Source organism: Niallia sp. FSL W8-0951, assembly GCF_038006525.1.
GTDB lineage: Bacteria > Bacillota > Bacilli > Bacillales > Cytobacillaceae > Niallia > Niallia circulans.
Genome location: NZ_JBBOVK010000001.1, coordinates 2,265,057 through 2,291,337, shown reverse-complemented (window position 1 = coordinate 2,291,337; position 26,281 = coordinate 2,265,057). Strand labels below are relative to the sequence as shown.

Sequence of the window (26,281 nt, the reverse complement as noted above, 5' to 3'; positions counted from 1 at the left end):
AATGAAAAAACCGGAATTACTAGTAACGCCAACCAGTATAAACGATATAGAGCCGCTTATTGATAATGGGGCAGATGCTTTTGTTATTGGTGAACAAAAATTTGGTTTGAGATTAGCCGGTGAATTTAATCGGGATGATGTAAAAAAGGCAATTGAAATCGCACACCAAAGAGAGAAAAAAGTATATGTGGCTGTAAATGCAATTTTTCATAATGATAAAATTGAAGATGTAACAGAATATCTTCGGTTTTTAGTGTCTGTAAATGCGGATGCAATATATTATGGGGATCCAGCTGTTTTAATGCTTGCCAGAGAAGTTGCACCAAATATGAAACTGCATTGGAATACAGAAACAACAGGGACAAACTGGTACACGTGTAATTATTGGGGACGAAAAGGTGCAAAAAGAGCGGTCCTTGCAAGAGAAATTAGCATGGATGCCATCATTGAGACGAAAGAAAATGCAGAAGTGGAGATTGAAATCCAAGTTCATGGAATGACAACGATGTTTCAATCAAAACGTACTTTACTAGAACATTACTTTCAATATCAAGGGAAAGAAGTAGAATTGGAAGCAAGCAAATCAGATAAGAACTTCTTCTTGCATGATAAAGAAAGAGAAAACAAATACCCGATTTTTCAGGATGAAAATGGGACACATATTATGAGTCCAAATGACATTTGTATCATTGATGAGCTTTCAGACCTATTGGATGCTGGCATTGATTCATTTAAAATCGACGGTCTTTTGAAAGAACCAAGCTATATTCTTGCTGTTACTGGACTATATCATCAAGCAATGACTTTGTATTTAAATGATCCAGATCGATATGAAGAAGAAAAAGATCATTTACTTGCTGAGATAGAAAAAATTCAACCACCTAATAGACCATTGGATACAGGATTTTTCTTTAAAGAAACGGTTTACTAAACAAGTGGAGGAGAAGGGAAAATGACATTAGTTAAGGATCCTATTTCTGAAATAAGAGATGGAAAAAGAGTAATTGTAAAGAAACCGGAACTGCTAGCGCCTGCTGGTAATTTAGAGAAATTAAAAATTGCTGTTACATACGGTGCAGATGCTGTCTTTATTGGTGGACAAGAATATGGACTTCGTTCGAATGCTGGAAACTTCACTTTTGAAGAAATGAAAGAGGGAGTGGAGTTTGCTAAGAAATATCAAGCCAAAATATATGTTACTACCAATATATTTGCACATAATGAAAATATTGACGGTTTAGAAGATTACTTAATGGGCTTAAAGTCAGCAGGTGTACATGGAATTATTGTGGCAGACCCATTAATTATCGAGACATGCCGTAGAGTAGCACCTGAAATAGAAGTACATTTAAGTACACAGCAATCTCTTTCTAACTGGAAGGCAGTTCAGTATTGGAAGGAAGAAGGATTAGAACGGGTTGTGCTTGCTCGTGAAACAAGTGCAGAAGAGATAAAAGAAATGAAAGAAAAAGTAGATATTGAAATCGAAACGTTCATTCATGGCGCAATGTGTATCGCATATTCTGGTCGTTGTACATTGAGTAATCATATGACTGCTCGAGATTCTAACCGCGGCGGCTGTTGTCAGTCATGTCGCTGGGATTATGATTTGTACAAGCTAGATGGTGCGGAGGAAAAGCCTTTATTCTCTGAAGGTGATGCTCCTTTTGCGATGAGTCCAAAAGATTTAAAGCTTATCGAATCTATTCCACGTATGATTGAACTAGGCATAGACAGTTTAAAAATTGAAGGTAGAATGAAATCCATTCATTATATTGCTACAGTTGTTAGTGTATACCGAAAAGTGATTGATGCCTATTGTGCAGATCCAGATCATTTTGTCATTCAAGAGGAATGGCTGAGAGAACTAGATAAATGTGCAAATCGAGATACAGCACCTGCCTTCTTTGAAGGTCAGCCAGGGTATAAAGAGCAAATGTTTGGAAATCATAGCAAAAAGACCACTTTTGACTTTGCTGGTTTAGTGCTCGATTATAATGAAGAGACAAAAATAGTAACATTACAACAAAGAAACTTCTTCAAACAGGGGCAGGAAGTGGAGTTTTTTGGTCCAGAAATTGATAATTTTACAATGGTTGTTGATAAAATTTGGGATGCAGACGGGAAGGAAATCGATGCTGCAAGACATCCCTTACAAATTGTTAAATTTAAAGTGGACCACCCTGTTTATCCAAATAATATGATGCGAAAGGAGCTTTAATCAGCATGCAGCCGAAACCAGTAGTTATTGGTGTCGCAGGTGGCTCCGGATCTGGAAAAACAAGTGTGACCAAAGCTATATTTGACCATTTTAAAGGACATTCGATTTTAATGATCGAACAGGATTATTACTATAAAGATCAATCTCATTTACCATTTGAGGAAAGATTAAAAACAAATTATGACCATCCATTAGCATTTGATACAGAATTATTAATTGATCATATTCAAAAATTATTAGATTATGAAGCGGTGGAAAAGCCAGTATATAATTATGCTATGCATACTCGCTCTGATGAAACGATCTTAGTTGAACCTAAGGATGTAATCATTGTGGAAGGTATCCTCATACTGGAGGATGAAGGTCTTCGTGATTTAATGGATATGAAGTTATTTGTTGATACAGATGCAGATTTACGCATTATCAGAAGATTAATGAGGGATATCAAAGAAAGAGGTAGAACGATTGACTCTGTAATCGAACAATATGTTAATGTAGTTCGTCCCATGCATAATCAATTTATTGAACCAACAAAAAGATATGCAGATATTATAATTCCAGAGGGCGGTCATAATCACGTCGCCATTGATCTTATGGTTACTAAAATTCAAACAATTCTTGAACAAAAATCACTTTTATGAAACAATAGATAGTATTCATGCAAAATTTCTGAAAGATAGGCTGTTCCATTATAGACAGCCTATTTTTCCAAATATGGATTATGTAAGAAACCAATGGGGTAAAATAACGGGATGAGTAAAAGAAGCTTTCTGTAATGATATTTGATTATTTATAACCTATTGTTAATTTAACAAAAATCACTAATTAGTGAAAAAATGTTAAATCATTACAGACAATCTAATAGAAAATGCTTTCTTTTTTCTTCAATCCGTATTAAACTCATTCTATTAGAAAAAAAAGCGCGTCCATTTCTAAGTTGTCGTGCTGTTATCTTTAAATACATAATTATTAGGGGGTTTACAAATAGCTTCATGGCTATTCATTAATCCCATACTTGAAGGAGTGAAGATTTTGGCAATCGAAAAAGAATTTCCAATGACATTAGCAGGTAAAGAAAAATTAGAACAGGAACTAGAACAGTTAAAAACAGTTAAACGTAAAGAAGTTGTAGAACGTATTAAAATTGCACGTAGTTTCGGTGACTTATCCGAAAACTCAGAGTATGATTCTGCAAAGGAAGAACAAGCCTTTGTGGAGGGACGTATCACTACGATCGAAAATATGATTCGAAATGCGAAAATTATCTCGGAAGATGAGCTGGATCGCGACACGGTTTCCCTTGGTAGTTCTGTTACATTCGTCGAGCTTCCAGACGGTGAAGAAGAAACATATACAATCGTTGGTAGTGCGGAAGCAGACCCATTCGAAGGGAAGATTTCAAACGATTCTCCAATTGCTAAAAGCTTAATTGGCAAAAAAGTTGGCGATAAAGTAATTGTACAAACTCCAGGTGGAGAAATGAATGTACAAATCGTTACAATTAAATAAGTAATTTAATGGAATGGATAACCGAATAAAAAGTTATCACTGACTTGTTTATAAATGAGACACCTCGTCAACACTCTTGATGAGGTGTTTTATTTATGTGGAGAAAAAGAATAGTTGGCATCGGTATCCTTTTTTTATTTGCTTTATGTATATTGCTAGGAAGGCTAATACAAGTGCAGTTAATAGAGACAAATCATTTTACCAAGCATAATATTAATTTGGTGGAAGCAAGTGTAAAACAAAGATCACAAGAAATGCTTTTGGATAATGGTCGTGGAACCTTTCTTGATAAACATGGAAATTCACTTACACATCAGACAAAAGCAGTTTTAATATTATTTCCTTTTTTAAATAAAATGGATTGGGATAGCAAAAAAGTAGCGGATATTATTGGGACAAGTGAATACAATGTAAAGAATAGCATAATCGATGCAAAAGATCCGGTAGTCTTTGGAGGAAAGGAACCATTGGAATTAACAAGCAGGCAGATGTCTGCTATCAATCAACTGAAGATTCCAGGTGTTTTTGCAGCAGAGAAAAAGTTTCATATCAATAATACTATCGCTGAACAACTGCTAGGAATCACTGGTCAAAATGAAGAGCAATTAGGAAAGCGATATCCTGATAGAAAGCTGGGGGGTTCAACATTAATTGGATTAACAGGCTTAGAAAGAAGCTTTGATGAATTTCTTTTGCCTGATGGCGAATCGAAGCTTGTCTATCATGTGGATGCAAAAGGAGGACCACTCTTTGGCTTAAATGTTAAATATGTGGAACCAGCAAATCCCTTTTATCCTGTAAATGTACGCACCACCATAGACACGGATTTACAGCAGATGGCAGAAGACTTGGTAGATGAGCAAGGCATAAAGAAGGGTGGATTAGTTCTGTTAGATCTAGAGGATAATTCGGTTGCTGCAATGGTTTCTAGGCCGAAGATAAATGCAGCAGATCCTTATCAGACAGACGGAGTTAATAACTATATGCTAAAACAGCAGATTGTCGGCTCTGTCTTTAAAACAGTTATTGCAGCAGCTGCAATCGATCATAAATTAGATGATAACAATAAGCAATATGATTGTAGCAAGAAGATCAATGGCGAAGAAGATTTAACATATCAGCATGGGATGTTAAACTTTACAGAAAGCTTTGCGGTTAGTTGTAACAATACTTTTGGGACAATAGCGAAGGAGTTAAGTGATATAGATGAGAATTTAATCGAGGAATATGCAGCTAAATTATCGTTGACTAGTCTAGTGGGGTGGCGAGGCAGTGTTTTTCATTCTACTGATTTTAAACAGTTTAGTGGCGAAGAAATGGGAAGAGTTTTTTTGAATGAGGAAGCGAAAAGGGATAAGAACTATGTTGCATTAACGGGAATCGGACAGCATGAGGTACGGGTTACACCATTAGAAGTGGCAAATATGATGGCGACTATTGCTAGAGGAGGAGAAAAGGAAAGTGTCAGAGTTGTTTCAGATATTCAATACAAAAATGGCACAACCTTTTACTCCTTTGATAAGCAAGAGTTAGATGGAGAAAAAATATCTCCTTATACCGCCTCAAGACTCCAAAAATTACTAAGAGAAGTTGTTACAAACAATAAAGGAACTGGCAGATGGTTTCAAGAGCTACCCTATAAAGTTGCTGGAAAATCTGGAACCGCAGAAACTGGCGTATATAAAGAGGAGAAGCAGTTACATAATAAATGGTTTGCAGGTTATTTTCCTTATGAGAAGCCTAAATATGCCTTAGTAACAGTGAATTTAGATGTTTATTCAGATGAAGGCGGGGTCAATCAACTATTTGCAGAGGTGGTTAAAGGAATCGATAAAAAGCAGAAAAATGCAGCCTCCTAATACTCCGATAGGGTTCCTGCTTTTCTAAAAGTGTACTGCCATGTTAAAATATGTACAGTGAAAGAAGAAAAGTAAGAGTTAAATCAACTTATATAAAGAGGAAATGGAAAGGAAATAGGAGGAGAAACACCTTGAGTAATGAAATAAATAATGAAGGTAAAACAAGATACGCACAACGTTCCAAAAGAAAGAAAACGAATCTTATTTTAAATGGATTAATCGTTGCTGTGATTATACTAATTGTATTCGTATCGTATTCTATTTTTCATACAAATGATGAAAAAAATACAGCTAAAAATAAAGCAAACGAACCGAAATCAGGACAAGAAGTATCGGATGAGCATGAAACAGCTGCTTCGACGACTGAATCAGATAATAAAGAGGAGAACACTACTTCAGAAGAGGAAAAAGAATCTGATGGGGAGGAAATTGTCACAGAAGGCGGCAGTGACTCGAATGTTATTAAAACGATTGAGAATACTTCCTGGCAGCCTGTTGGAACATCCCAAACAGGAGAGCATGTAGCTACTTATTCAGAAGGGGTAGACTGGAACGAACAAATTAAAGCATTATCTTATGCAACCGGCTTAGATAGCGGGAATATGACTGTTTGGTTCCTTGGTAATAACAATCATGATCCTCAGAAGTCTATTGGAACAGTATCATCTAAAGATAAATCTGAAAAATATAGAGTATATATAGAATGGGTAGATGGAAGTGGCTGGAAACCAACGAAGGTAGAAGAAATAAAAGACTTAAATATTCGTTAAACTCGAACTGGAGAATAAAGCTCCAGTTCTTTTTTTTGTTTAAAACTGCTTTTTCATTTTAAAATGGACAACGGCTGTGTAATAAGGCCGACCATTCTCTAGTAAAGTAACTTGATGGGCGACAGAGTGTACTGATAGCAATATAGCTTTATTGACTTCTACTTGTTCATTGATTTTTTTCTCGATTGCTTTTAGACTCTCTCCTTCAAAAAACTCTACCTTATCTTCTATCATTTCTAATTGGATATTCATGCTTAAAACTTCCTTTCTTCCTAATAGTAAAAATATCATAACATAAGGAGACAATGGAATAATAATAATACATAAAAACAGTCTGATAAAAGATTGAAAATAGGGAATAAACTTACTATTTTTAACATCTTGATTACAAAAAGAAAGATATGATAAATTAAGAACAAGAAATATTTATAACCATAGTATACTTATAGGAATTATATATTTAAGATAACAGGGGTGCAATGCTATGGGAAAAGAGTTTCTTGAGATTTTTGAACAATGGGCGGATTCTTACGATGACAGTCTCACTAACAATAAAGAATACGAAGCTGTTTTTCATAAGTACGATTATATATTAAAAATGGTGGCAGAACGCGCCACAGGGCATGTTGTTGAATTTGGGCCAGGTACAGGAAATCTAACTGTTAAACTGATTGAGAAGGGTTTAACGGTTACTGCCATAGAACCATCGCCTGCGATGAGGAAGTTGGCGCTGGAGAAAATTAATACAAAAGCAACAATAATAGATGGGGATTTTCTTCACTTTAAGCTAGATCATCAACCAGATACCTTTGTAAGTACTTATGCTTTTCATCACTTAACCGATCAAGAAAAAGAAGAAGCGGTTAAACAGTATAGTAATCTCCTCCCTTTAGGTGGTAAAATAGTGTTTGCAGATACCATGTATGTCACTAAAGATGCGTACAATGAGGCAATTAAGAATGCCAAGGAGAAAGAGCAGCATCATTTAGCAGAAGACTTGCAAAGAGAGTATTATACAACAATTCCCATTCTAACTGAAATTTTAGAGAAGAACGGTTTTTCCACATATTTTGAGAAGATGAACGACTTTGTATGGATGATGGAAGGGGAAAAAATAAGCGAAAGAGGTAAGTGAATTGAAAATCGCAATAATCGGTGCAATGGAAGAAGAAGTAACTTTATTACGTGCAAAAATAGCAAATAAAAAAGAACAGACAATCGTTGGATTTCAGTTTATTGAAGGTGAATTATTTGGGAAAGAGGTTGTTTTACTTCGTTCCGGCATAGGAAAAGTGAATGCAGCAATGAGTACAACAATTCTATTGCAAACATTTAAACCAGACTATTTAATCAATACGGGTTCAGCAGGAGGATTAAATCCAACACTTGAAGTTGGAGACGTTGTTATTTCGAATGAAGTACGTCATCATGACGTAGATGCCACTATTTTTGGTTATGAATACGGCCAAGTTCCACAAATGCCAGCAAGCTTTAAGGCGAATGAAAGGTTAATTGCCGCAGCAGAACAAAGTGCAAAGGAAATTGGCAATCATTCTGTAGTGACAGGTTTAATTACAACTGGTGACTCTTTTATCAATCAACCAGAAAAGGCAGCCTTTATTAAATCAAAATTTGAGAATCTTCAAGCTGTTGAAATGGAAGCAGCTGCAATCGCTCAGGTTGCTTATCAACATAATATTCCATTTGTTATTATTCGCTCTTTATCTGATATTGCTGGGAAGGAATCCCATTTATCTTTTGACCAATATTTAGAAAAGGCGGCTGTTCATTCAGCAAATCTCGTATTAGGAATAGTTGAAAGAATATAAAGAAGGACAGAAGGGGAAACCCTTCCTTTCTTTCTTTTTAAATGCGAGTAAACAACTGTGAATAATAAGTTTAAAGAATTTTTTTGTTAGGAAGAAACTTGTTATATAGGGGAAAAATAAGTGGGAGGTGTGGAGTTTGAATGTTTATCGAAATGTACATGAGTTAATAGGTCATACACCAATGCTTGAATTGACTCATTTTTCATTACCTAAAAATGTTCATTTATATGCGAAATTAGAATTTTGTAATCCGGGTGGAAGCATAAAAGATAGACTGGGTTATGAATTAATTCAAGAAGCGATAAAGAGTGGAAAGCTTACTAAAGGTGGAACCATTATCGAGCCTACTGCCGGTAATACAGGTATTGGGCTAGCTCTTGCCGCATTAAATACAGGAATAAAGGTAATAGTTTGTGTGCCTGAAAAATTTAGTATCGAAAAGCAGGAAATTATGAAGGCATTAGGGGCGGAGATAATTCATACGCCTACTTCCTTAGGCATGCAAGGGGCAATTGAAAAAGCGAGAGAGTTGCAGCGGAACATACCTAATGCTTATGTACCAGGACAATTTGAAAATGAAGCAAATCCAAATACTTATTATAAAACACTGGGGCCAGAAATATGGGAGCAATTAAATCATCAGGTTGACATATTTGTTGCTGGTGCTGGCACAGGCGGTACTTTTATGGGAACAGCCCGCTATTTAAAAGAACAAAATCCAGCTGTCAAAGCGGTAGTAGTAGAACCAGAAGGCTCTATTTTAAATGGCGGGAAAAGTGGACCACATAAAACGGAAGGAATTGGGATGGAATTCATACCAGCCTATATGGATACCCGCTATTTTGACCAAATTTATACCGTTTCTGATTTAGATGCATTTGAGTATGTGAAGCTTGCAGCTCAAAAAGAAGGTTTGCTTGTAGGAAGTTCCTCTGGAGCCGCTTTATATGCCGCTGTACAGGAAGCGCAGAGAGCAGAAAGTGGCAGTAATATCGTTGTAGTTTTTCCAGACTCAAGTGATCGTTATATGAGCAAAAAAATATTTGATGGAGGGATTTAAATGAAAAGAAAAACAAAATTAATACATGGTGGAATTCCTGGAGACCCGCACACAGGAGCAGTCAACGTTCCGATTTATCAAGTAAGCACTTATAAACAAGACGGAATTGGCAATCATAAAGGCTTTGAATACTCTAGAACTGGAAACCCTACTCGCCATGCATTAGAAGAGCTTATCAAGGATTTAGAAGAAGGTACAAGGGGCTTTGCATTTAGTTCTGGTATGGCGGCAATTACTGCGGTTATGATGCTATTTAAGAAGGGGGATCATATCCTCTTAACAGACGATGTATATGGAGGAACCTTCCGTGTGATGACAAAGGTTCTAAATAAGTTTGGAATAGAGGCAACCTTTATTGATACAAGTGATATTAACAATATTCAAGAGGCTATAAAAGAAAATACAGTAGCTTTGTATATTGAAACACCAACGAATCCCTTATTAAAAATCACAGATATTGAAGCCGTTTCACGAGTCGCAAAAGAAAATGGATTATTAACGCTTGTTGATAATACTTTTTCTACTCCTTATTGGCAAACGCCATTAACATTGGGAGCGGATATTGTCCTTCATAGTGCCACAAAGTATCTTGGTGGTCATAGTGATGTGGTATCCGGCCTTGTTGTTGTAAAGGACGAAAAATTAGGAGAAGAGCTTCATTTTGTGCAAAATTCAACAGGAGGTGTGTTAGGACCCCATGATTCTTGGCTATTAATAAGAGGGATGAAAACACTAGGAATTCGAATGGAAGAGCATGAAAGTAATACAAGACAAATCGTTGCATTTCTAGAAAAACATCCAGCCATTACAAAAGTATATTATCCAGGACTGCCTGCACATCCAAACCATGAAATTAGCAAGAAACAAGCACTTGGTTTTGGAGGAATGGTAAGTTTTGATGTGGGAAGTGCCGAAAATGCTGATAAGCTGTTAGATAAAGTGAAGTATTTTACACTTGCAGAAAGTTTAGGGGCTGTAGAAAGCTTAATCTCAGTTCCAGCAAGAATGACACATGCCTCCATTCCTGCTGAAAGAAGAGCAGAGCTAGGGATAACAGATGGTCTTGTGAGAATTTCCGTTGGATTAGAAGATGTAGAAGATTTAATGGAAGATCTAAAACAGGCATTACAATAATGATTGACAAGAGATTTACGGATAGTAAACCTATTTGTAAATCTCTTTTTTATGGATGAATCGTGATGGAGAACAATAATATTTCCATAATATCACAATTTAGCTATTGATTTCATAAAGCTTATTCTACTATTCCTATGTTATGGTAATTATATAGTTTAGTAGAAAGTAGGGGAAGAAATGGAGAAAAAGATAAAAATTTTAACAGATAAGATATCTGATTATCAGCAATTTGGCACCGTTTTGCTAGCTGTTGGAGCATTTTTTTATATAGGAGTAATTATTCCTAAAATGGATAAGGTAACAGGTTATAATGAGGGCATGCTTATTACTTCGATTGTCTTCTTAAGTGTCTCGATTTTATTCTTTGCCAAAGCGAAGAAATTAAAAAAACTTTTGGATAAATGGAAAGAATCGTGATGGAGAGGAAAAGGATGTTAGACAATGAGATGCCAGCTAAAGCAACACCCGAACTTATAGGAAGTGGCTGTGGAAACTTCGTATAATTGTTTGGGTTTTTTATTTGTTTAAAGATTGCTTTATGATGTTTGTTGTTATCACGATCTGCGCTTGAAAGGAAGAGGAAGAAGGTAACAGAGAAACGAGATCAGTGCACGGAAGGAAGAGAGACCGAGAAAAAAGGTAAAAGAGTGTTTGCTGGTCAATGAAAAGAGACTTGAGATGCTGAACCCCTTTAATTGTTCCTCTGTCGACACCCTTGCGTAAATCCCTATCAAGGTTATTTTGCTCCTCTCTTTATTTCTTTACAATATAATGATAGCAATCTTGGATAACTTTATTCGTATTAGGACCTTCGATAATGTTGATCTTCAAGTTGTCATCACCTCATTAATCTATATGAAGTAATGGCTTGTACTTAGTAGTCTGAAAATTTGACTATTTAAGGCCTTTATTAAGAAAGTCATAGGCTTTGTTTACTAACTATTAGGTTATCCCTATATAACTGCGCTTATTGATCAATTAAAGCAGTTCCTCTAGTGTTGTGTGGAAAATATTCTTATATAATAAACAGGGCAGATTAGCACAAGTAGGGAAAATTTGGATTAATAAAGAATAAATATATTATTAAAGTGAATGGAGGCCGATATGATAAAAGAAAAAACACCATTTGTTATTGCCATTTCTGCTGTATCTGGAGGAGGAAAAACAACAATAACCAAGCTATTAAATCAGAAATTACATAATTCAAAGATACTGTTCTTTGATGAATATAATTTCAATGGTCCAGATGATATTATTAACTGGGTAGATAATGGAGGAGACGCTAATGATTGGGATGTAAGTCCTTTAATAAAGGACTTACAAGTTTTATTAACGGAATCGCTTGATTATATAATCTTAGACTTTCCATTTTCTTATAAACATAGTCAAGTAAGTAAATTCATTGATTTCTCCATATTTATTGATACTCCATTAGACATTGCATTGGCACGGAGAGTAACTAGAGATTTTTGCAATAGCTCAACGGAGGATATTTTATCGGAGATGAAAAATTACACTTCTAGAGGTAGGCGTGGTTATCTAAATATGCTTGAAACAATTAAACCTGATGCAGACTTTGTTATTGATGGTACATTACAAGCAGCAGAAGTAATAAATATTATACTGGATAATTTAAAAAATTAATCTCCTATCTTATCAGTAAAATTATTTGCAGCATTACATGTAAAGTAACCAGGTTCGTTGATTCAAGATGGATTAACGCAATTGGATATATATAAGTCTTCTGGGGAAGAATAGCGAATATAGTTAATGGTTATCTATATGAAATTTATAATACTTGTTATTTTATAAGAGGTGTTTAAATGAAAGACAACAAAAGGACAGCCATACTTATTCTCTCTGTTATAATTATCGTTGTAATTGTTTCAAATATTTTAAAGTAATAGATTAAATACCAGAAGAACCGAGCTGCCATAAGTTCTATGCAAAGGAAATAAACTTAGTGGATGCCGCGAGCTTCTTTTTTATTGTCCTTTATTCCCTTCTATATAGCCGAATGGAAAGACTATTCTTCCTCTTCATCAACTGTTTAAAAATAAGACTGTCCGCAAAAGTGGACAGTCTTATTCTTTTCCAAGTTCATTTATACTTAAGCAGATCCAAAACTCCTTGCGGTGGATGCAAAAATTGGGTGCATACAAACTAAAAGTCCCATTTTCCAAAACCTTGATTTAGAAATCAGATAGTAAGAAAAGGATCCAGATCACTAAACGGCCGAGGGTGCCTTTCTCGATACTCCTTTGGTGTACATTGTTTTATCTTTAGAAAGTTTCGATTGAATGAACGTATACTTTCATAACCACATAAAAAAGCTATCTCCGAGATATTTTTCTCTGAATAAATTAAAAGATAGGATGCATGATTCACTCTTGTTCCGTTTAAAAAATCAACAAAAGACATATTAACATTGTTGTTGAAATATTTCGATAAGTAATTATAATTGTACCCCAAGTTACTAGCGATATTTTTTAAAGAAATGGCTTCGGTAAAATGATTCTGGATGTAAGTTAATAATTTATGTAATAAATCTTGATCTTGCTTTTCTCCTTGAATTAAGCTTGTTTGTTCCATTAGCTCAGATAATAACAGATAAAGAGATGCTTTTTGTTCAAGAAGATTTGCATTATCGGTAAAAAGCGCCTTAGTGAACAGGGTATTGGCTGCCAATGATAGGTTAAAAATCGGATTTTTCAGGGAACTATTTTCTATCATCTTATAAAAAGTGGGGACATATTCAGGCGAAAAGACACAAATATTAGCACGAGAATGAGATTTTGTAATAAATGAATGAATTTCATAAGGCAATATTAATAAAAATTGTCCAGCCCTCACATGATAATTTTTTTGACTAATAATAACTTCCATTTCTCCCTCAAGGAGGAATAATACTTCAAAGCAACGGTGCAGATGACTTGGAAAGTTTAAATCAACCGTTTGATAGTTTGCTATTAAATTAAAATGGTGTGCTTCATATATTAACATACGAAAAAACCATCCTTTAGTGAATACTAAATTTTGTCTAGGATTATATAAGTTTTTACTTGTTGTGTCAAACCTATTGATGATAGATTTATTGGTAACATCGTTATTTTATTATATGAAAAGGAGACACGCTATGGAAAAACTTCGAATTGGAATGGTCGGCTATAAATTTATGGGTAAAGCACACAGTCATGCTTATCGGGATCTTCCACTCTTTTTCCCAAATACTGTTCATCCTGAAATGAAGGTTATTTGTGGACGAGATCAAAATGGTGTGACAGTTGCAGCCAAACAATTTGGCTGGGAGGAATATACAACCGACTGGCAGAGCCTCCTAGAACGAGATGACATTGATTTAATCGATATAAACGCACCTAGTAATGTACATAAAGAAATTACTATTGCCGCTGCTAAGGCCGGCAAGCATGTTTTTTGTGAAAAACCGTTAGCGCTTACATTGGAAGACTCACGTGAAATGCTTGATTTAGTGGAATCTGCTGGTATCAAACATATGGTTGGATTTAACTATCGCTTTGCCCCTGCTGTTATGCTCGCTAAGAAACTTATAGAAGAAGGACGTCTTGGAGAGATCTATCATTTCCGTGCTTGGTTTTTACAGGATTGGCTTGTAGATCCCAATTTCCCTCTAGCCTGGAGACTTCAAAAGGAAATTGCTGGTTCCGGTTCTCATGGGGATCTTGGAGCGCATCTCATAGATCTGTCTCACTATTTAATCGGAGATATTACAGAAGTTATCGGTATGAATGAGACCTTTATAAAAGAACGGCCAATTCCTTCACAGATGATGGGCTTATCAGCAAAAGGTAGTGATAGTGATAAAAAAGCTGAAGTGACTGTAGATGACGTGACACTATTTTTGGCTCGTTTTGCGAACGGTGCTTTAGGAAGCTTTGAAGCTACCCGTTTTGCTACAGGGCATCGCTGTACAAATTCTTTTGAAATCAACGGAAGTAAAGGAAGCGTTATCTTCGATTTTGAACGGATGAATGAGCTACAAGTGTATTTCACAGATGATAAGGAGGATGTGCAAGGATTTCGCCGTGTATTAGCAACTGACCCTTCGCACGCCTTTGCTGAAAATTGGTGGCCGCCAGGGCATACGATTGGCTATGAGCATACATTTATTCACGAGATGGTTGAACTTATGGAATCCTTCCGGCAAGATCGACAGCCTGTTCCGAACTTCCGTGATGGTGTAAAGTGCCAGGAAGTCTTAGAAGCCGTTGATTTATCCATTCAAAATCGTCAATGGATACGAATTTCTGACGTTTAAAAAAAGTTAAGGGAGTTGCTTATACTATGAAAAAAAATGCATTAATCGTTTGGGGTGGCTGGGATGGTCATCAGCCTGAACAGATAGCAGAAATTTTTAAAAGAATCCTCGAAGAAGAGAACTTCCAAGTAGAAGTATCTAATTCATTAGACTCCTACGCAGACAAAGAAAAATTAAAAGGGTTAGATCTAATTGTTCCCCACTGGACAATGGGAGAAATTGAAAAAAAGTATATCTTAAATATTTCTGAAGCAGTAGCTTCTGGTGTTGGTCTAGCTGGATGCCATGGTGGAATGTGTGATTCCTTTCGTAATAATGTTGACTGGCAATTTATGACTGGCGGTAATTGGGTTGCCCATCCTGGAAATGATGGCGTAGAGTACATGGTCAATATAAAACATACTTCTAGTCCACTATTAGAGGGGCTCTCGGATTTTAAAGTTACTAGTGAGCAATATTATCTTCATTACGATCCTGCCGTTGAAGTGCTCGCTACCACCCGCTTCCCGGTTATTCATGGACCACACTCTGCCAATAAAGCAGTAGATATGCCTGTAGTTTGGACCAAACGCTGGGGCTTGGGAAATGTGTTTTATAATTCATTAGGGCATCAAGCTAATATCGTTGCTATGCCAGAAGTTTCACTCATTATGCGCCGCGGATTTCTATGGGCCTCTGAAGGAAAAAAACGTATTGAAAATGTAGACACGGCTTCTAGTTATGAAAACGTACGTAACTATACAGGTATGGGGGACAGTCAATAAGGAAGGATACAGCAAATATTATAAGAAACATAATGAAGCGGAGGATTTCTTATGAGAAAACTTAAAATTGGCATCATTGGTTGTGGAAATATCAGTTCCATTTATATGGAAAACTGCCCGAAGCTTCCTTATCTCGAGCTTGTGGCTTGTGCAGATTTAGATACAGAGCGTGCCCGTTCTCAAGCCGAAAAATTCGGTATACCATTGGCCTATTCCGTTGCAGAACTACTCTCGGATCCAGAGATAGAACTAGTGATAAACTTAACAATTCCTAAAGCGCATGCCTCCGTAAGCATCCAGGCATTAGAGGCCGGTAAACATGTCTATACAGAAAAGCCACTTGCTGTGACACGCGAGGAAGGACAACTAATTTTAGAAGCTGCTAAAAAGCATAATCTTCTCGTTGGTAGCGCGCCAGATACCTTCTTAGGTGCTGGTATTCAAACTGCTGTTAATCTGATTGAGCAAGGAGAAATAGGAGTACCAATTGGTGCATCTGCCTTTATGATTGGCCGTGGTCATGAGCATTGGCATCCAGACCCTGCCTTTTATTATGATACTGGCGGCGGTCCTATGTTTGATATGGGACCGTATTACTTAACAGCATTAGTGGCTCTATTAGGACCGATTAAACGAATTTCTGGTTCCACTCGCATTAGTTATCCAGAAAGAACGATACTTAGCACACCAAAAGCAGGCACAAAATTAAAAGTATCAATACCTACGCATATTTCAGGAGTGATTGATTTCGCTTCAGGTGTAATTGGAAGCATTACAACAAGCTTCGATGCCTTCGGCGGTACATCATTACCTCCTATTGAAGTCTATGGAAGTGAAGGTACATTACTTGTTCCTGACCCTAACACTTTCAGCGGTCCTGTGAAAATAAGAAAACGGGACGAAAAAGAATTTAAAGAAGTTCCTCTTACTTATGGATATACCCAAAATAATAGAGGTCTAGGCGTTGCTGACATGGCCAGAGCAATTATTGAAGGTGGAAAATATCGCGCAAATAGTGATTTAGCCTATCACGTTTTAGAAGCAATGTATGGATTCCATGATTCATCAGATAATGGTCAGCATTATCTGATGAAAAGTACATGCGACCGCCCAAAATCCTTGCCCTTAGAGGGAAAGGAAGAGGAATTCGATTAAAAACACGAGCAAAATAAAAATATCTTCCCCTGTACTTCGAGCTTTTATCGAAGTACAGGGTTAAAATTAAAGACTAAACAATAAATTGCCTTTATCTCCTTGCTGGAGAAAATTTGATGAACGTAATCAATTACTATTATCTTGCCGATTAAGATATACCTTACTGCGAATCAATTCATCCATAGCCTTTCCTATAAACATCTCTTCTTCTTTGTTAAAAGCACTAGGAAATAAGTAAGGATTTGGCTCCTCAAAAGAACCTTCATTATTTTCGAGCTGTTTTCTCGCTACATCATCTAATAGTGGTTCTACTTTAGGTTTCATAACAGATATCATCTCTTCGATGTGTGCAAGAACGTTAGTATCATTAGGTGCCTTTCCTTCTTGAATAAATCGTTTCATTTTACCAGTCCATGTGGCCATTTCCTTTTCTAATTCAAGTTGCACCGTATGCGAGTGTAGCTTATTATGCACCGAATCGGACGAATGTTCACTAATCCAACGATTTCGAGCCTCCTCATTTTTCAAAGCATGAATGAGTACAAGCAACGAATCGTGATTGATGGGTTCGGGTCCGGAAACGATACTTTGAACGCGGGTAATGGCTTGTAAAACCGTTTCAATCTGTTTTCGCTTTTCTTCCAGCATCTGTGCCTGATTGACCAGTGTCATTGCTAAATTTTGCTCCGGTTGCTTAAGATATTCTGAAATTTCTCCAAGTGACAAATCCAAAAACTTTAGTATTAATATTTTTTGAAGCTGGGCGATGGAATTGTTGTTATAGATCCGATGTCCATGTTCTGTGTATCCAGAAGGTTTCAATAGCTCCATCTGATCATAGTGACGCAGTGTTCGTTCAGTGACTCCAGTTAGCTTTGCAAATTCTCCAATAGAGTAATTTTTCTCCATTGACATTTGTTATCACTCCCTTTCATATTGAACTTTAACACTTGACGTTACGTCAAAAGCAAGGGCTTTTTTAATTTTAATTTTATTATTAGGAAAATTTAAATTAATGATTGTCTGTTTATTACCAAATCTGATACATTAGCTGCCAGTAATTACAACATCCAACTAGTTTTTTTATAATACATTGCAACTTTTTTCGAATTTATCATTATTCTTGTTTTTTTTCATTAAAAATAGTTAACATACCTTGTCGTCCCCCTAACATCATTTCTTTTAACTTAGGCTTAAATTCTAATGCATGAGACACAGCATTAATTTCTGGTAATAAGACTAATCACCATGACCAACCAATGATTTCAGTTTACTTTAAAATAATAAAAAACATAATAAAAAAGATACCAAATAGTAAATCTTCTAATTGCCAAACTTCACCAAATCACTTACAATAAAAGGTATAAATGACCATATTTGGAGGTATTTATGAAAACAAAACAATTTACAATAGGTTATAATTGGGTTGTAACAATCCACGAAGAATATTCCTTATTCAAAGATTTAGCCAATGAATTTAAATACTCAGTTGTTGACTCAGATAATGAAACAATTACTATCTTTACAGTTTCTAATTCTCATGTAGATTTTGAACACACATCTTATAATCTACATCCTGTAGTTGGTTTCGATGACCAACGTACCATTGAAATCAAACATAAACCTTATGAAGAAGAATAAGGCATTGTGCCTTATTTTTTTGTATAAAAAAGACCTCACCAGTTAAGTGAAATCTCTAAAACTTTTGTTTTGGTAGTTTTTTTAATATATATAAAGTGATGTGCCTATTATGAGTAAAAAGAATCAAATTTTAGTTGCTATATTACTTATTATGATGTTAGTTTATTTTATTTGGGGAATGTTATTACCAACCTCTAGCTTATGGCTCAAAATTTTTAATTTATTAATCATGATTGGTTGGGGAATATTATTTTTTCGCATATGGAAAAGTAAACAAAAAGAATAACAAGATTATTTACTTTTCATTTTATTTTTATCTGCATAGGCAGGTTGTTTTAAAAGAAATATATCTAGTAAAATATTCTTCCACCTTTAACATATAAATTACCCATAAAATTTTGTTTAAAGGCTGTTCAGCTGATGAGATTATTAAAGTTCTAAAAATTTAATTTTGAAGAGAGATGATTCACATGGAAAGTTTATTGCAAAAGATTAATTTATTAAATTTAGTTACTGATATAACAGATTATAAGAATTTTATAGTAGCTGAAATCAATGATCATGTTTTGAGAATTGCTGTAATTGATGGTGAATTTCATTGGCATGAACATGACACTGACGAATTATTTATGGTTCTAGAGGGAGAACTCATAATCGACTTAGAAAACAATAAGACTATTAAATTACTACCTGGTGAAATTTTTAATGTACCAGCACATACACAACATAGAACCCGGTCTAATGGTAGAACTGTGAATCTCTGTTTCGAGAAAAAAGATAATGATATAAATGGATCCACTTATTAAGTGCCAATACCTTGATGCAGCTTGAATCAAAAAACGTATGCTCATCCAGATTCCAATATCATAAGCCGATTTCTTTTAGGGAGAATCGGCTTATTCTAACTAAAAATTTTTGAGGTATATTTTTGAATTATCTTTTACTGTTTTGCCATAGCTAAAAAAATAATGATGACAAAAATAATTACAAATACAATTATGATAATATTTAAGCGCTATTTTGAATTAATATTCTTTAAGAACCAAAGGCTTTTTGACTTTTATAATTTTTCTTTATCAGCTTGGTTTGGAAAGGGAAAAGCTGGAGAGATTATGATTGAATATAATTTTCTTTATAATAAAAATTCCATACCATGAATTTTCCATTTTCTAAGAACAGGAGATAAGACCCAAAAAAAGAACTTGAAAAAGACAAATTTGAATGTTGCTACCAGCAAAAATAGAACGTGTTTTCCTTGTCCTCATTCTACAAAAATTCCGCTTGCAATCAGATACTTCCTCAAGTTTTTGGCTCGAAGCCTTGTGAACATACTGCACAATGAAACACATTATTTCTTCCATTTGAACAGCAGGCAGAAATAACAAAAAACCCTAAAAAAGCGAGTGGAATATCCATTTTTTCAAAAAAAGGTTTACAAGATTGGCATTCGAGGATATAATTACCAATGTGAGAACAAAAAAATCGAAGGAGGTTGAATAAAATGATCAGAATTTTACCAGAATTAAACAATGTAGTACTAATTGAATATTTAACGTACACGAATTCAACCGCTTCGGAATGGGATTATTTATCTTAGTTTTCATTTAACTAAAAATATCCAACCGCAGGGTAATCGTGTCCTGCGGTTTTATTATGCCCTTTTTAAGCCGCAGATCAGTCTATTTGCGGTTTTTTTGTGCACTAACAAGAAAAAAATTCCATTTATGGAAAAATTTAAAGTTAGGAGTAAAAAAGATGACATTAAATCTAATTTTTTTAACAGTTACGTTTAAGAAAAAGCAATATACAAATGCAGAATTTTTACAAGAAATTGAAATGGAAAAGAGAATAGAAGAAAATCGCAGAAAACTACATGAAATGGGCTATAGGTTGTAAAACATTCACGTTTAGGAGGTGAAGACATGACCTTAAATATTTTCTTTATTACCATAACTATAAATAGGAAAAGACCGACGGAAGAAGAACAAAATCATTTACAAAAAATCGAGCAAATATTCGAAGAAACGAAAACAAAGCAAATTCGTTCTGGATATTTTTCGAATTTCCATTACTAATAATAATAGGAGGTAATAACTATGATAATAAATATGCTGTTTTTTACCATTACCGTTCATCCCAAAAAGATGACAGCAGAAGAAATTACTCATCAGCAAATGATTGAAGAAATCATGGAAGAAAATAGAAGAAAACAATATTCAATAATACGTTTCTAAGAAAAATAGAAAAAATATAAATTAAGGAGAGGTGGATAAAAATGTTTTTAATTATTTTACAGAGTCGACAATCAATCTTATGGGCGGATAAAGATACAGACTAACGTAGGAAAAGAAATGTAATGTAACAAGTTCACAAAACAGAAGTTCACCAGAAAGAAGAATACCGAAAAGAACAAGCAGTGGGAAATAGAAAGCCACACTACTTGTTCTTTTCTTATTTTTTTAAATAGCGATACTCTAATAATCGATTTAAATCATTCATTTGCTCTAGTAATTTTTGCCCTACATTTGTTTCAAGTACCTTTTTTCGTTTTAATTCTCTGTCTACTACTCTTTTTACCGATAAGACATCGGTACCATTTTCTAACACATCTTCTTTTGAAGTAAAGCGCTTATGGGCAACCAATTGCATGCCATAGGAATTATATAATAAGGTGTAACCGGCAATTCCTGTTTTGGATTGATAGGCTTTGGAAAATCCTCCATCTATCACAATCATTTTTCCATTCGCTTTAATTGGGTTTTCTCCATTAATTTCCGCAACAGGTGTATGACCATTTATAATATGCCCCTGATCAGGATTTAAATCAAATTCCTCCAAAATATGGCGGCATACCTCTTCGTTTTCCCGTAAGGAGTAGTAAGGATTCTTTTTTTCTTTATGTGTTTCTTTTTCTTTAATAAAATATCGTTCAAATGTAGTCATATCTTTTTTGCCAAATAACGAGGAATTTTCCCCAGTCCATAAATACCAAACTAAATCTGTTGCAAAGTCATCGGTTATTTCAGGATGATTAAAGCTATAACGCAAATAATATTCAAAAAGATCAAATAATTCTTTTCCTCGATAATCTTTCCCGTCAATACACATCGATTTCATTGTTCCATCTTCATTTAATGGAATACAACCATGGATTAATAAATTGCTATTATATCTTAAATATAAACTCCCCTTATTTATAAGAAAATGAATATGTTTTGCTAGTTTCTCAGAATGTTGAATCGAAAAAAGCAATTTATTGATTACTTGCTCCTCTTCTTCTAAGAGGAGAGATGGATCTTTCGGATCGATTGTATTAAAACAGGTATTTTCTAGTGAATAAATTCTGCCATTTAAATCAATGGTATTATTCTCATAATCGATTTTTTCTAGAAGCAGGCGGTGGTGCATTTGAAAATCAGGTCGTCTTTTAATAATAGGCATTTCAAGTTTAAATTGAATAATAGAAATAGCTTGATGAATTTTTGTGATTTGTAAAATATTTTCGTCTGTATTTTCTTTGGCATTCATTTTTGGACGAAAAGCTTTATTATCTTTATAATACTTATTTGCTAAGTTTAAGAGCGGACGTAAATTTATCCCATAGGCATCCTCGATAATATCTAAATTATCATATCTAGCACATATCCGAATAATATTAGCAAGACAGACTTTAGATCCTGCATATGCACCAATCCATAGAACATCATGATTCCCCCATTGAATATCCACGGAATGATAATCCATTAATGTATCGATGATTTTATCAGGGTATGGCCCCCGGTCGTATATATCACCAACAACATGCAAATGATCGACAACCAGTCTTTGAATAGTATAGGAAAGTCCGATAATTAGTTTATTAGCTTGTCCCAGTGTAATAATTCTGTTAATAATGCTTGAATAATAATCTGTTTTATTATTTAATTCATTTTTTTCATATAATAATTCTTCAATAATATAAACAAACTGTTGTGGTAATGCTTTTCGAACTTTTGAATTGGTATACTTGGAGGATGCATAAGAAACTAAGCGAATCATTCGTTCAATTGTATCCGCATACCATTGATCCAGTTCTTTTGTATGAACAAATGAATTCACTACTCTTTTCAATTTTTCTTCTGGATAATAAACCAAAGTGGCGAATTCATCGATTTCAGCACTGGAAAGCTCTTCTTTAAATAAATCGCGAATTTTTTCTTTCACATTTCCTGAACCATTTCTTAACACATGTTGAAAAGCGTGAAACTCACCATGCAAATCGCTGACAAAATGCTCCGTTCCCTTAGGAAGATTTAATATTGCGTCCAGATTAATGATTTCTGTTACTACTTTTTCTTCCGAATCATATTTTTCTGTAAGCAAATCTAAATATTTCGTATCCATTTGGTCCACCCCCGAGTAATAGAAAAAAAGTTATTAATATATGTATTATACAAGGTAATAAAGAGAATTTAATAAGATTTTAATAATAAATGGAAAATAATGCATAGCTTCGTATCGAACAAGGAGATCTTCTATGTTCAGCCTGTGAATTACTAGCAGCAAATAGCACCTTTACAGCCTGCCTTTTTATCGTAGAAAGGTATTTCCTGCTGATACCCACTATATGCAGACTATAAACCAAAATAAAATATATTTTCCAAAGTTTATTGTCGTTTGGACGTGCAAAACCTACTCTCTTTTCACATAGTAATGAAGTATAGGCAAATGTCCTTGAATGTGGAGGTGGAAAAATGTCTGGAATCTTATTGTCAATTGGGGCTTTACTCAAAGAATTAGTTTTTCTTGTGTCCTATGTAAAGAATAATGCATTTCCCCAACCATTATCAGCGAGTGATGAAAAAAAATATTTACGATTGATGGCTGAAGGAGATTCGCATGCAAGAAATATGTTAATAGAGCATAATTTACGCTTAGTTGCTCATATTGTAAAAAAATTCGAAAATACAGGTGAAGATTCTGAGGATCTAATTTCGATTGGAACCATTGGACTAATAAAAGGGATAGAAAGCTTTTCTGAAGGAAAAGGAACAAAATTAGCTACTTATGCTGCCCGATGTATTGAGAATGAAAACTTTATTACAGTAGGGGAGTGCGAGGTTCGGGATGAGAATAAGAGAAATAAAAAGGAACTTATTGTTCCTTTTTATTTGATTCGAGATGAATGTTATTATTTACCGCAATAGCAGCTTCATTTTTATTACTTTGAATTTCTTCATTTAAAAGCTCAATTTCCTCAGCAGAAATATTTATTTCTGGTTCTTCAGGTACATCTTCAGAATTAAGTAATTCTACATATATTTGATAAAGTGTATTTTTAAAATTAAAAGTTATATTATTTTGAGTTTCAGTATCAAATAGGTTTTTAATCGTTCGGATCCCAAGGCCATCTTCTTCATAAAATCCACTTGAAACAATATTAGTCTCGCATCTTTCTGGTCTTGATTTAAAATCAATAACCAGCTCAATAAATTCTGGCGTACTCTGGTTCTCAAATTTCATAGTTGCCATTGAAAAGTAAAAACCATTTTTGAGTGTACTTTTAACAAAGTTATTTTCAATTAGATTCTTACCATCTAATAAAGCGGAATTTATTCCTGCAAGTTGATCTTTACTAATGTCAGTCTCTTCTTCATCATTTTTATCTCTTTTTACCTTTAATTTCGTAATCTCCACTAAGCTCCATGATTCATGCTTATAATTAAAAAAATTATCAAAAAGAGATATTCTTTTTTTCTTTGTCAAATTTGATAAGCTTATTTCGGAAAAATTAAAGGAAAAATCATCCGAGTTTTTATGAACCTGCTTAATAACTTCTGTAACTTTTTTATAGTCATGGGGAGTTAGTAAACTAAAATCTAGACTAGTACTTTCACCCTGCTCATTGACATTTACAGTGATTTTTCTATTAGTAACATCTAATAAGTTAATTAAGCTTGGTTTGTATTCTGTATAATCAATTTCAAACATCCAAGTCCCATCGGGATTTGATAATACTGTAACTCGAGTATCCTCATCATTATCTAGTTTTTGTCCTGTAAGACTAGTAAGAGTAGATTTCAATTCATCTACTTGATTGGTAGGAATATTAATCCTACTAGTTTTTTTATAATTTGTTGGACTATCAATTTTTTCTTTTAAATCAACAATATTAGCCATTGAATAATAATAATCTGCACCAATCCTAGAAAGATCTTCTTTTCTGAATGCATGTACCAAAATTCCTTTTTCTTTTAAAAATGATTTTACGTCTCTTGTAGTTACATGCTTGTTTAGTACTCGTCTTAAGTGTGATCTATAGGGATAGTTCTTTATTTTCATATTTTATATACCTCGCGAAAAGGAATAATTTTCAGGAACATCTTTTAGAACTGTTAGATAATCAGCTTCTATACGCAAATAATGTCCCTTTTCTTCGTAATATTGATTTTTATCCCGAATAAACATTTCTATATGGTTTCTATATTTTGTTTGTTCTCCATAAAAATGAATTATTAATTTTTCAGCATCTTCAAACTGAAGCCTATCAAAACCTGAATATAAGAATTCTAATTCATCTTTTGTCGGCTCCGCAAAGAAAAACACATGGTGTACAATTTTATTTAAAGTTCCTAGTCTATTTCTTTCTTGATAATTACTTTTAGCAAAAATATATTTAGAGAATAATTGAATAAGAGTTAAGTGCTCTTTACGGTAGGGCATACTTTTTCCGCCACTATAATAATCACTTGGATAAAAAAATGCAAAATCAGTATATATATTGGATAGTTCTTTTTGTTTTTCCAATATAGAGCACCATTTTAATATTTCGGTATTACAGGCAATATGGATGGTGATTGGCTTTTTTCTTGTTTTAACTGTTAAACTTGTTAAGTATTCTCTAAATTTTTCTTCGTCATATAATGTTGGTTCATTACACCAAATCATCAGTAAACCTGTATCAATACTATTACTTCCTAGTGCCTTCAACTCGGCATTTTGGTCAGCACACTCTGTTGTCATGAAAACTTGATCGACAAATTGTTGCAATGTACTCGCAGTTATTCCACTCCATTTTCTATGCTTCGATTCAACAATGATACCTATATCTTTATTTTTATATGGGTCAAAATAAGTAAACAATAAATCTACACCATGGGGGTTCTTTCTATTAGTATCCCCTGTTTTATGTGCACTTCTATTTGTACATGGAATATCAAAGTTTGAGTCTCCAATCTGTTTCCATCCTAAACGAGAAAGTATATTTAGAGACTGTGTTGTCCAGCGATCCCCTTGATATTGTTGTTCTTCTGACATACTATTACTCCTTAAGGTTATTTAATGATTCTTTCACATTTTCATAATCAATCTCTCTATACTTATCCATATCAATAGTTGCGTCACCTTTTTTAAGATTAAAATTTATAAAGGCAACTTCATCTTCTTTAAAGTCAATGCATAATTGAAGCTCAGAAGGTGATGATTTTAATTTTTTAATCATGTTTAATGCATCTTGATTTGTTGAAAACTCTAAGGTTAGTGAAGGTAACTTTGTTTGAATAAAATTCACATTTTTATAGCTTAACTTTTTAATTGAGTAATTGTATTGGTTAAATTTTCTATAAATTGATTCAAGACTAATTGGATTATTAGTGATAGATAGATTACTGTATGTATCTATGTACTCTTCTAAAAGTCTGCTTGAATTTCTTGTTCCAGTGATTCTAATATCATACTTAATCTTTGAAAAATATAGTTCAGATTCATATAATTTTTGAGTGTTTTCTATAATCATTTTTTCAGTTCTATTATTATAAAGAAAGTCGGCTGAAGGGAGTTTTTTATAATAGTAAATACGAAAAAAATCATCTGAGTTCTCGAGGATATTAAAACCTTCGTTCTTAGTAGATCTTTTTATAGCATCATAAATGAATTTTTCAAAATCCACTATTGAATGATCTGTATTTAACTTTCTATATTTAATAGTGAACACCCCGCCACCTCCTTTATAATATATAAATAATCTTATAGCATTATAGCATATAAAATTTACCAGTTAT

The 26,281-nt window shown here is 34.2% G+C and carries 27 protein-coding genes and 1 pseudogene; 21 read left to right on the top strand and 7 right to left on the bottom strand.

The genetic code is table 11. From position 1 onward, the window contains the following. Nucleotide 1 precedes the first annotated feature (1 nt). The 6 genes from NSS71_RS11585 (at nt 2) to NSS71_RS11560 (ending at nt 6,359) form a co-directional block, all read left to right on the top strand. Nucleotides 2–931: a peptidase U32 family protein gene (locus tag NSS71_RS11585; RefSeq protein ID WP_095322641.1), complete on the top strand. Its 930-nt coding sequence runs from the start codon at nt 2–4 to the stop codon at nt 929–931. A 21-nt stretch (nt 932–952) separates the two neighbouring features. After that, entirely contained in the window at nt 953–2,221 is a 1,269-nt protein-coding gene (locus NSS71_RS11580) for a peptidase U32 family protein (protein WP_047944030.1), read from the top strand. Between the two features lie 5 nt (nt 2,222–2,226). Further along, nucleotides 2,227–2,862: a uridine kinase gene (udk, locus tag NSS71_RS11575; protein WP_047944031.1), complete on the top strand. Its 636-nt coding sequence runs from the start codon at nt 2,227–2,229 to the stop codon at nt 2,860–2,862. 391 nt (nt 2,863–3,253) lie between these two features. Then, complete coding sequence (gene greA / locus NSS71_RS11570; protein ID WP_047944032.1) at nt 3,254–3,730, top strand: transcription elongation factor GreA; 477 nt, start codon at nt 3,254–3,256, stop codon at nt 3,728–3,730. 95 nt (nt 3,731–3,825) lie between these two features. Beyond that, nucleotides 3,826–5,589: a peptidoglycan D,D-transpeptidase FtsI family protein gene (locus NSS71_RS11565; protein ID WP_341151704.1), complete on the top strand. Its 1,764-nt coding sequence runs from the start codon at nt 3,826–3,828 to the stop codon at nt 5,587–5,589. A gap of 131 nt (nt 5,590–5,720) precedes the next feature. Beyond that, nucleotides 5,721–6,359 carry a DUF1510 family protein gene (locus NSS71_RS11560; protein WP_053215773.1) on the top strand — a complete coding sequence of 213 codons (639 nt, stop codon included), beginning with the start codon at nt 5,721–5,723 and terminating at the stop codon, nt 6,357–6,359. Nucleotides 6,360–6,398: 39 nt separating this feature from the next. Here NSS71_RS11560 and NSS71_RS11555 read toward each other — a convergent pair whose 3' ends face one another. Beyond that, a complete protein-coding gene (locus NSS71_RS11555) occupies nt 6,399–6,611 on the bottom strand; it encodes a YrzA family protein (protein ID WP_061800767.1) in 213 nt (70 codons plus the stop codon). 232 nt (nt 6,612–6,843) lie between these two features. Here NSS71_RS11555 and NSS71_RS11550 point away from each other — a divergent pair, with 232 nt between their 5' ends. The 6 genes from NSS71_RS11550 to NSS71_RS11525 all read left to right on the top strand — a co-directional run bounded on the left by NSS71_RS11550 (nt 6,844) and on the right by NSS71_RS11525 (nt 12,029). Next, entirely contained in the window at nt 6,844–7,494 is a 651-nt protein-coding gene (locus NSS71_RS11550; RefSeq protein WP_095258113.1) for a class I SAM-dependent DNA methyltransferase, read from the top strand. A 1-nt stretch (nt 7,495) separates the two neighbouring features. Beyond that, nucleotides 7,496–8,188, top strand: coding sequence for a 5'-methylthioadenosine/S-adenosylhomocysteine nucleosidase (mtnN, locus tag NSS71_RS11545; RefSeq protein WP_047944036.1), 693 nt, complete (start codon nt 7,496–7,498; stop codon nt 8,186–8,188). Nucleotides 8,189–8,324: 136 nt separating this feature from the next. After that, a complete protein-coding gene (gene cysK / locus NSS71_RS11540) occupies nt 8,325–9,248 on the top strand; it encodes a cysteine synthase A (protein ID WP_095322339.1) in 924 nt (307 codons plus the stop codon). Next, nucleotides 9,249–10,382: a bifunctional cystathionine gamma-lyase/homocysteine desulfhydrase gene (locus tag NSS71_RS11535; protein WP_251687550.1), complete on the top strand. Its 1,134-nt coding sequence runs from the start codon at nt 9,249–9,251 to the stop codon at nt 10,380–10,382. Between the two features lie 180 nt (nt 10,383–10,562). Further along, nucleotides 10,563–10,802 carry a YrhC family protein gene (locus tag NSS71_RS11530; RefSeq protein ID WP_082138418.1) on the top strand — a complete coding sequence of 80 codons (240 nt, stop codon included), beginning with the start codon at nt 10,563–10,565 and terminating at the stop codon, nt 10,800–10,802. 687 nt (nt 10,803–11,489) lie between these two features. Next, a complete protein-coding gene (locus NSS71_RS11525) occupies nt 11,490–12,029 on the top strand; it encodes a hypothetical protein (RefSeq protein WP_341151703.1) in 540 nt (179 codons plus the stop codon). A gap of 555 nt (nt 12,030–12,584) precedes the next feature. On the opposite strand, the gene NSS71_RS11520 is transcribed toward NSS71_RS11525, so the two are convergent. Then, entirely contained in the window at nt 12,585–13,388 is an 804-nt protein-coding gene (locus tag NSS71_RS11520) for a helix-turn-helix transcriptional regulator (protein WP_341151702.1), read from the bottom strand. Nucleotides 13,389–13,521: 133 nt separating this feature from the next. On the opposite strand from NSS71_RS11520, the gene NSS71_RS11515 reads away from it, so the two are divergent. Genes NSS71_RS11515 through NSS71_RS11505 form a run of 3 tightly spaced genes read left to right on the top strand, consistent with a single transcriptional unit; the run spans nt 13,522 to nt 16,601 of the window. Next, nucleotides 13,522–14,682, top strand: coding sequence for a Gfo/Idh/MocA family protein (locus tag NSS71_RS11515; protein WP_341151701.1), 1,161 nt, complete (start codon nt 13,522–13,524; stop codon nt 14,680–14,682). Between the two features lie 26 nt (nt 14,683–14,708). Continuing rightward, the gene (locus tag NSS71_RS11510) at nt 14,709–15,446 is read left to right on the top strand and encodes a ThuA domain-containing protein (RefSeq protein WP_047944042.1); all 738 of its coding nucleotides are present in this window, start codon (nt 14,709–14,711) and stop codon (nt 15,444–15,446) included. A 51-nt stretch (nt 15,447–15,497) separates the two neighbouring features. Next, entirely contained in the window at nt 15,498–16,601 is a 1,104-nt protein-coding gene (locus tag NSS71_RS11505; protein ID WP_047944043.1) for a Gfo/Idh/MocA family protein, read from the top strand. A gap of 126 nt (nt 16,602–16,727) precedes the next feature. Here NSS71_RS11505 and NSS71_RS11500 read toward each other — a convergent pair whose 3' ends face one another. Then, nucleotides 16,728–17,516 carry a MerR family transcriptional regulator gene (locus NSS71_RS11500; protein ID WP_047944044.1) on the bottom strand — a complete coding sequence of 263 codons (789 nt, stop codon included), beginning with the start codon at nt 17,514–17,516 and terminating at the stop codon, nt 16,728–16,730. Nucleotides 17,517–17,990: 474 nt separating this feature from the next. On the opposite strand from NSS71_RS11500, the gene NSS71_RS11495 reads away from it, so the two are divergent. The 5 genes from NSS71_RS11495 (at nt 17,991) to NSS71_RS11475 (ending at nt 20,476) form a co-directional block, all read left to right on the top strand. Further along, the gene (locus tag NSS71_RS11495; RefSeq protein WP_061800755.1) at nt 17,991–18,242 is read left to right on the top strand and encodes a hypothetical protein; all 252 of its coding nucleotides are present in this window, start codon (nt 17,991–17,993) and stop codon (nt 18,240–18,242) included. Nucleotides 18,243–18,724: 482 nt separating this feature from the next. Continuing rightward, nucleotides 18,725–19,048, top strand: a complete 324-nt coding sequence (locus tag NSS71_RS11490) for a cupin domain-containing protein (RefSeq protein WP_047944105.1) — start codon at nt 18,725–18,727, stop codon at nt 19,046–19,048. 949 nt (nt 19,049–19,997) lie between these two features. Continuing rightward, entirely contained in the window at nt 19,998–20,138 is a 141-nt protein-coding gene (locus tag NSS71_RS11485) for a YrzI family small protein (RefSeq protein ID WP_095258117.1), read from the top strand. Between the two features lie 26 nt (nt 20,139–20,164). Continuing rightward, nucleotides 20,165–20,317: a YrzI family small protein gene (locus NSS71_RS11480; protein ID WP_082138420.1), complete on the top strand. Its 153-nt coding sequence runs from the start codon at nt 20,165–20,167 to the stop codon at nt 20,315–20,317. A gap of 21 nt (nt 20,318–20,338) precedes the next feature. Next, nucleotides 20,339–20,476 carry a YrzI family small protein gene (locus NSS71_RS11475; protein ID WP_082138421.1) on the top strand — a complete coding sequence of 46 codons (138 nt, stop codon included), beginning with the start codon at nt 20,339–20,341 and terminating at the stop codon, nt 20,474–20,476. Nucleotides 20,477–20,693: 217 nt separating this feature from the next. On the opposite strand, the gene NSS71_RS11470 is transcribed toward NSS71_RS11475, so the two are convergent. Beyond that, the gene (locus NSS71_RS11470) at nt 20,694–22,625 is read right to left on the bottom strand and encodes a fructose-bisphosphatase class III (protein ID WP_047944050.1); all 1,932 of its coding nucleotides are present in this window, start codon (nt 22,623–22,625) and stop codon (nt 20,694–20,696) included. Nucleotides 22,626–22,975: 350 nt separating this feature from the next. On the opposite strand from NSS71_RS11470, the pseudogene NSS71_RS11465 reads away from it, so the two are divergent. Beyond that, nucleotides 22,976–23,314, top strand: a pseudogene (locus NSS71_RS11465) (sigma factor); the annotation flags it as partial. A gap of 61 nt (nt 23,315–23,375) precedes the next feature. On the opposite strand, the gene NSS71_RS11460 reads toward NSS71_RS11465, so the two are convergent. From NSS71_RS11460 to NSS71_RS11450, 3 genes are read right to left on the bottom strand one after another with little or no spacing between them, the layout of a single operon-like run. Continuing rightward, nucleotides 23,376–24,563: a hypothetical protein gene (locus tag NSS71_RS11460; RefSeq protein WP_341151700.1), complete on the bottom strand. Its 1,188-nt coding sequence runs from the start codon at nt 24,561–24,563 to the stop codon at nt 23,376–23,378. 3 nt (nt 24,564–24,566) lie between these two features. Next, on the bottom strand, nt 24,567–25,538 hold the full coding sequence (locus tag NSS71_RS11455) for a hypothetical protein (RefSeq protein WP_172867560.1): 972 nt from the start codon (nt 25,536–25,538) through the stop codon (nt 24,567–24,569). 4 nt (nt 25,539–25,542) lie between these two features. Continuing rightward, a complete protein-coding gene (locus NSS71_RS11450) occupies nt 25,543–26,214 on the bottom strand; it encodes a hypothetical protein (protein WP_341151699.1) in 672 nt (223 codons plus the stop codon). Between the last annotated feature and the right edge of the window lie 67 nt (nt 26,215–26,281).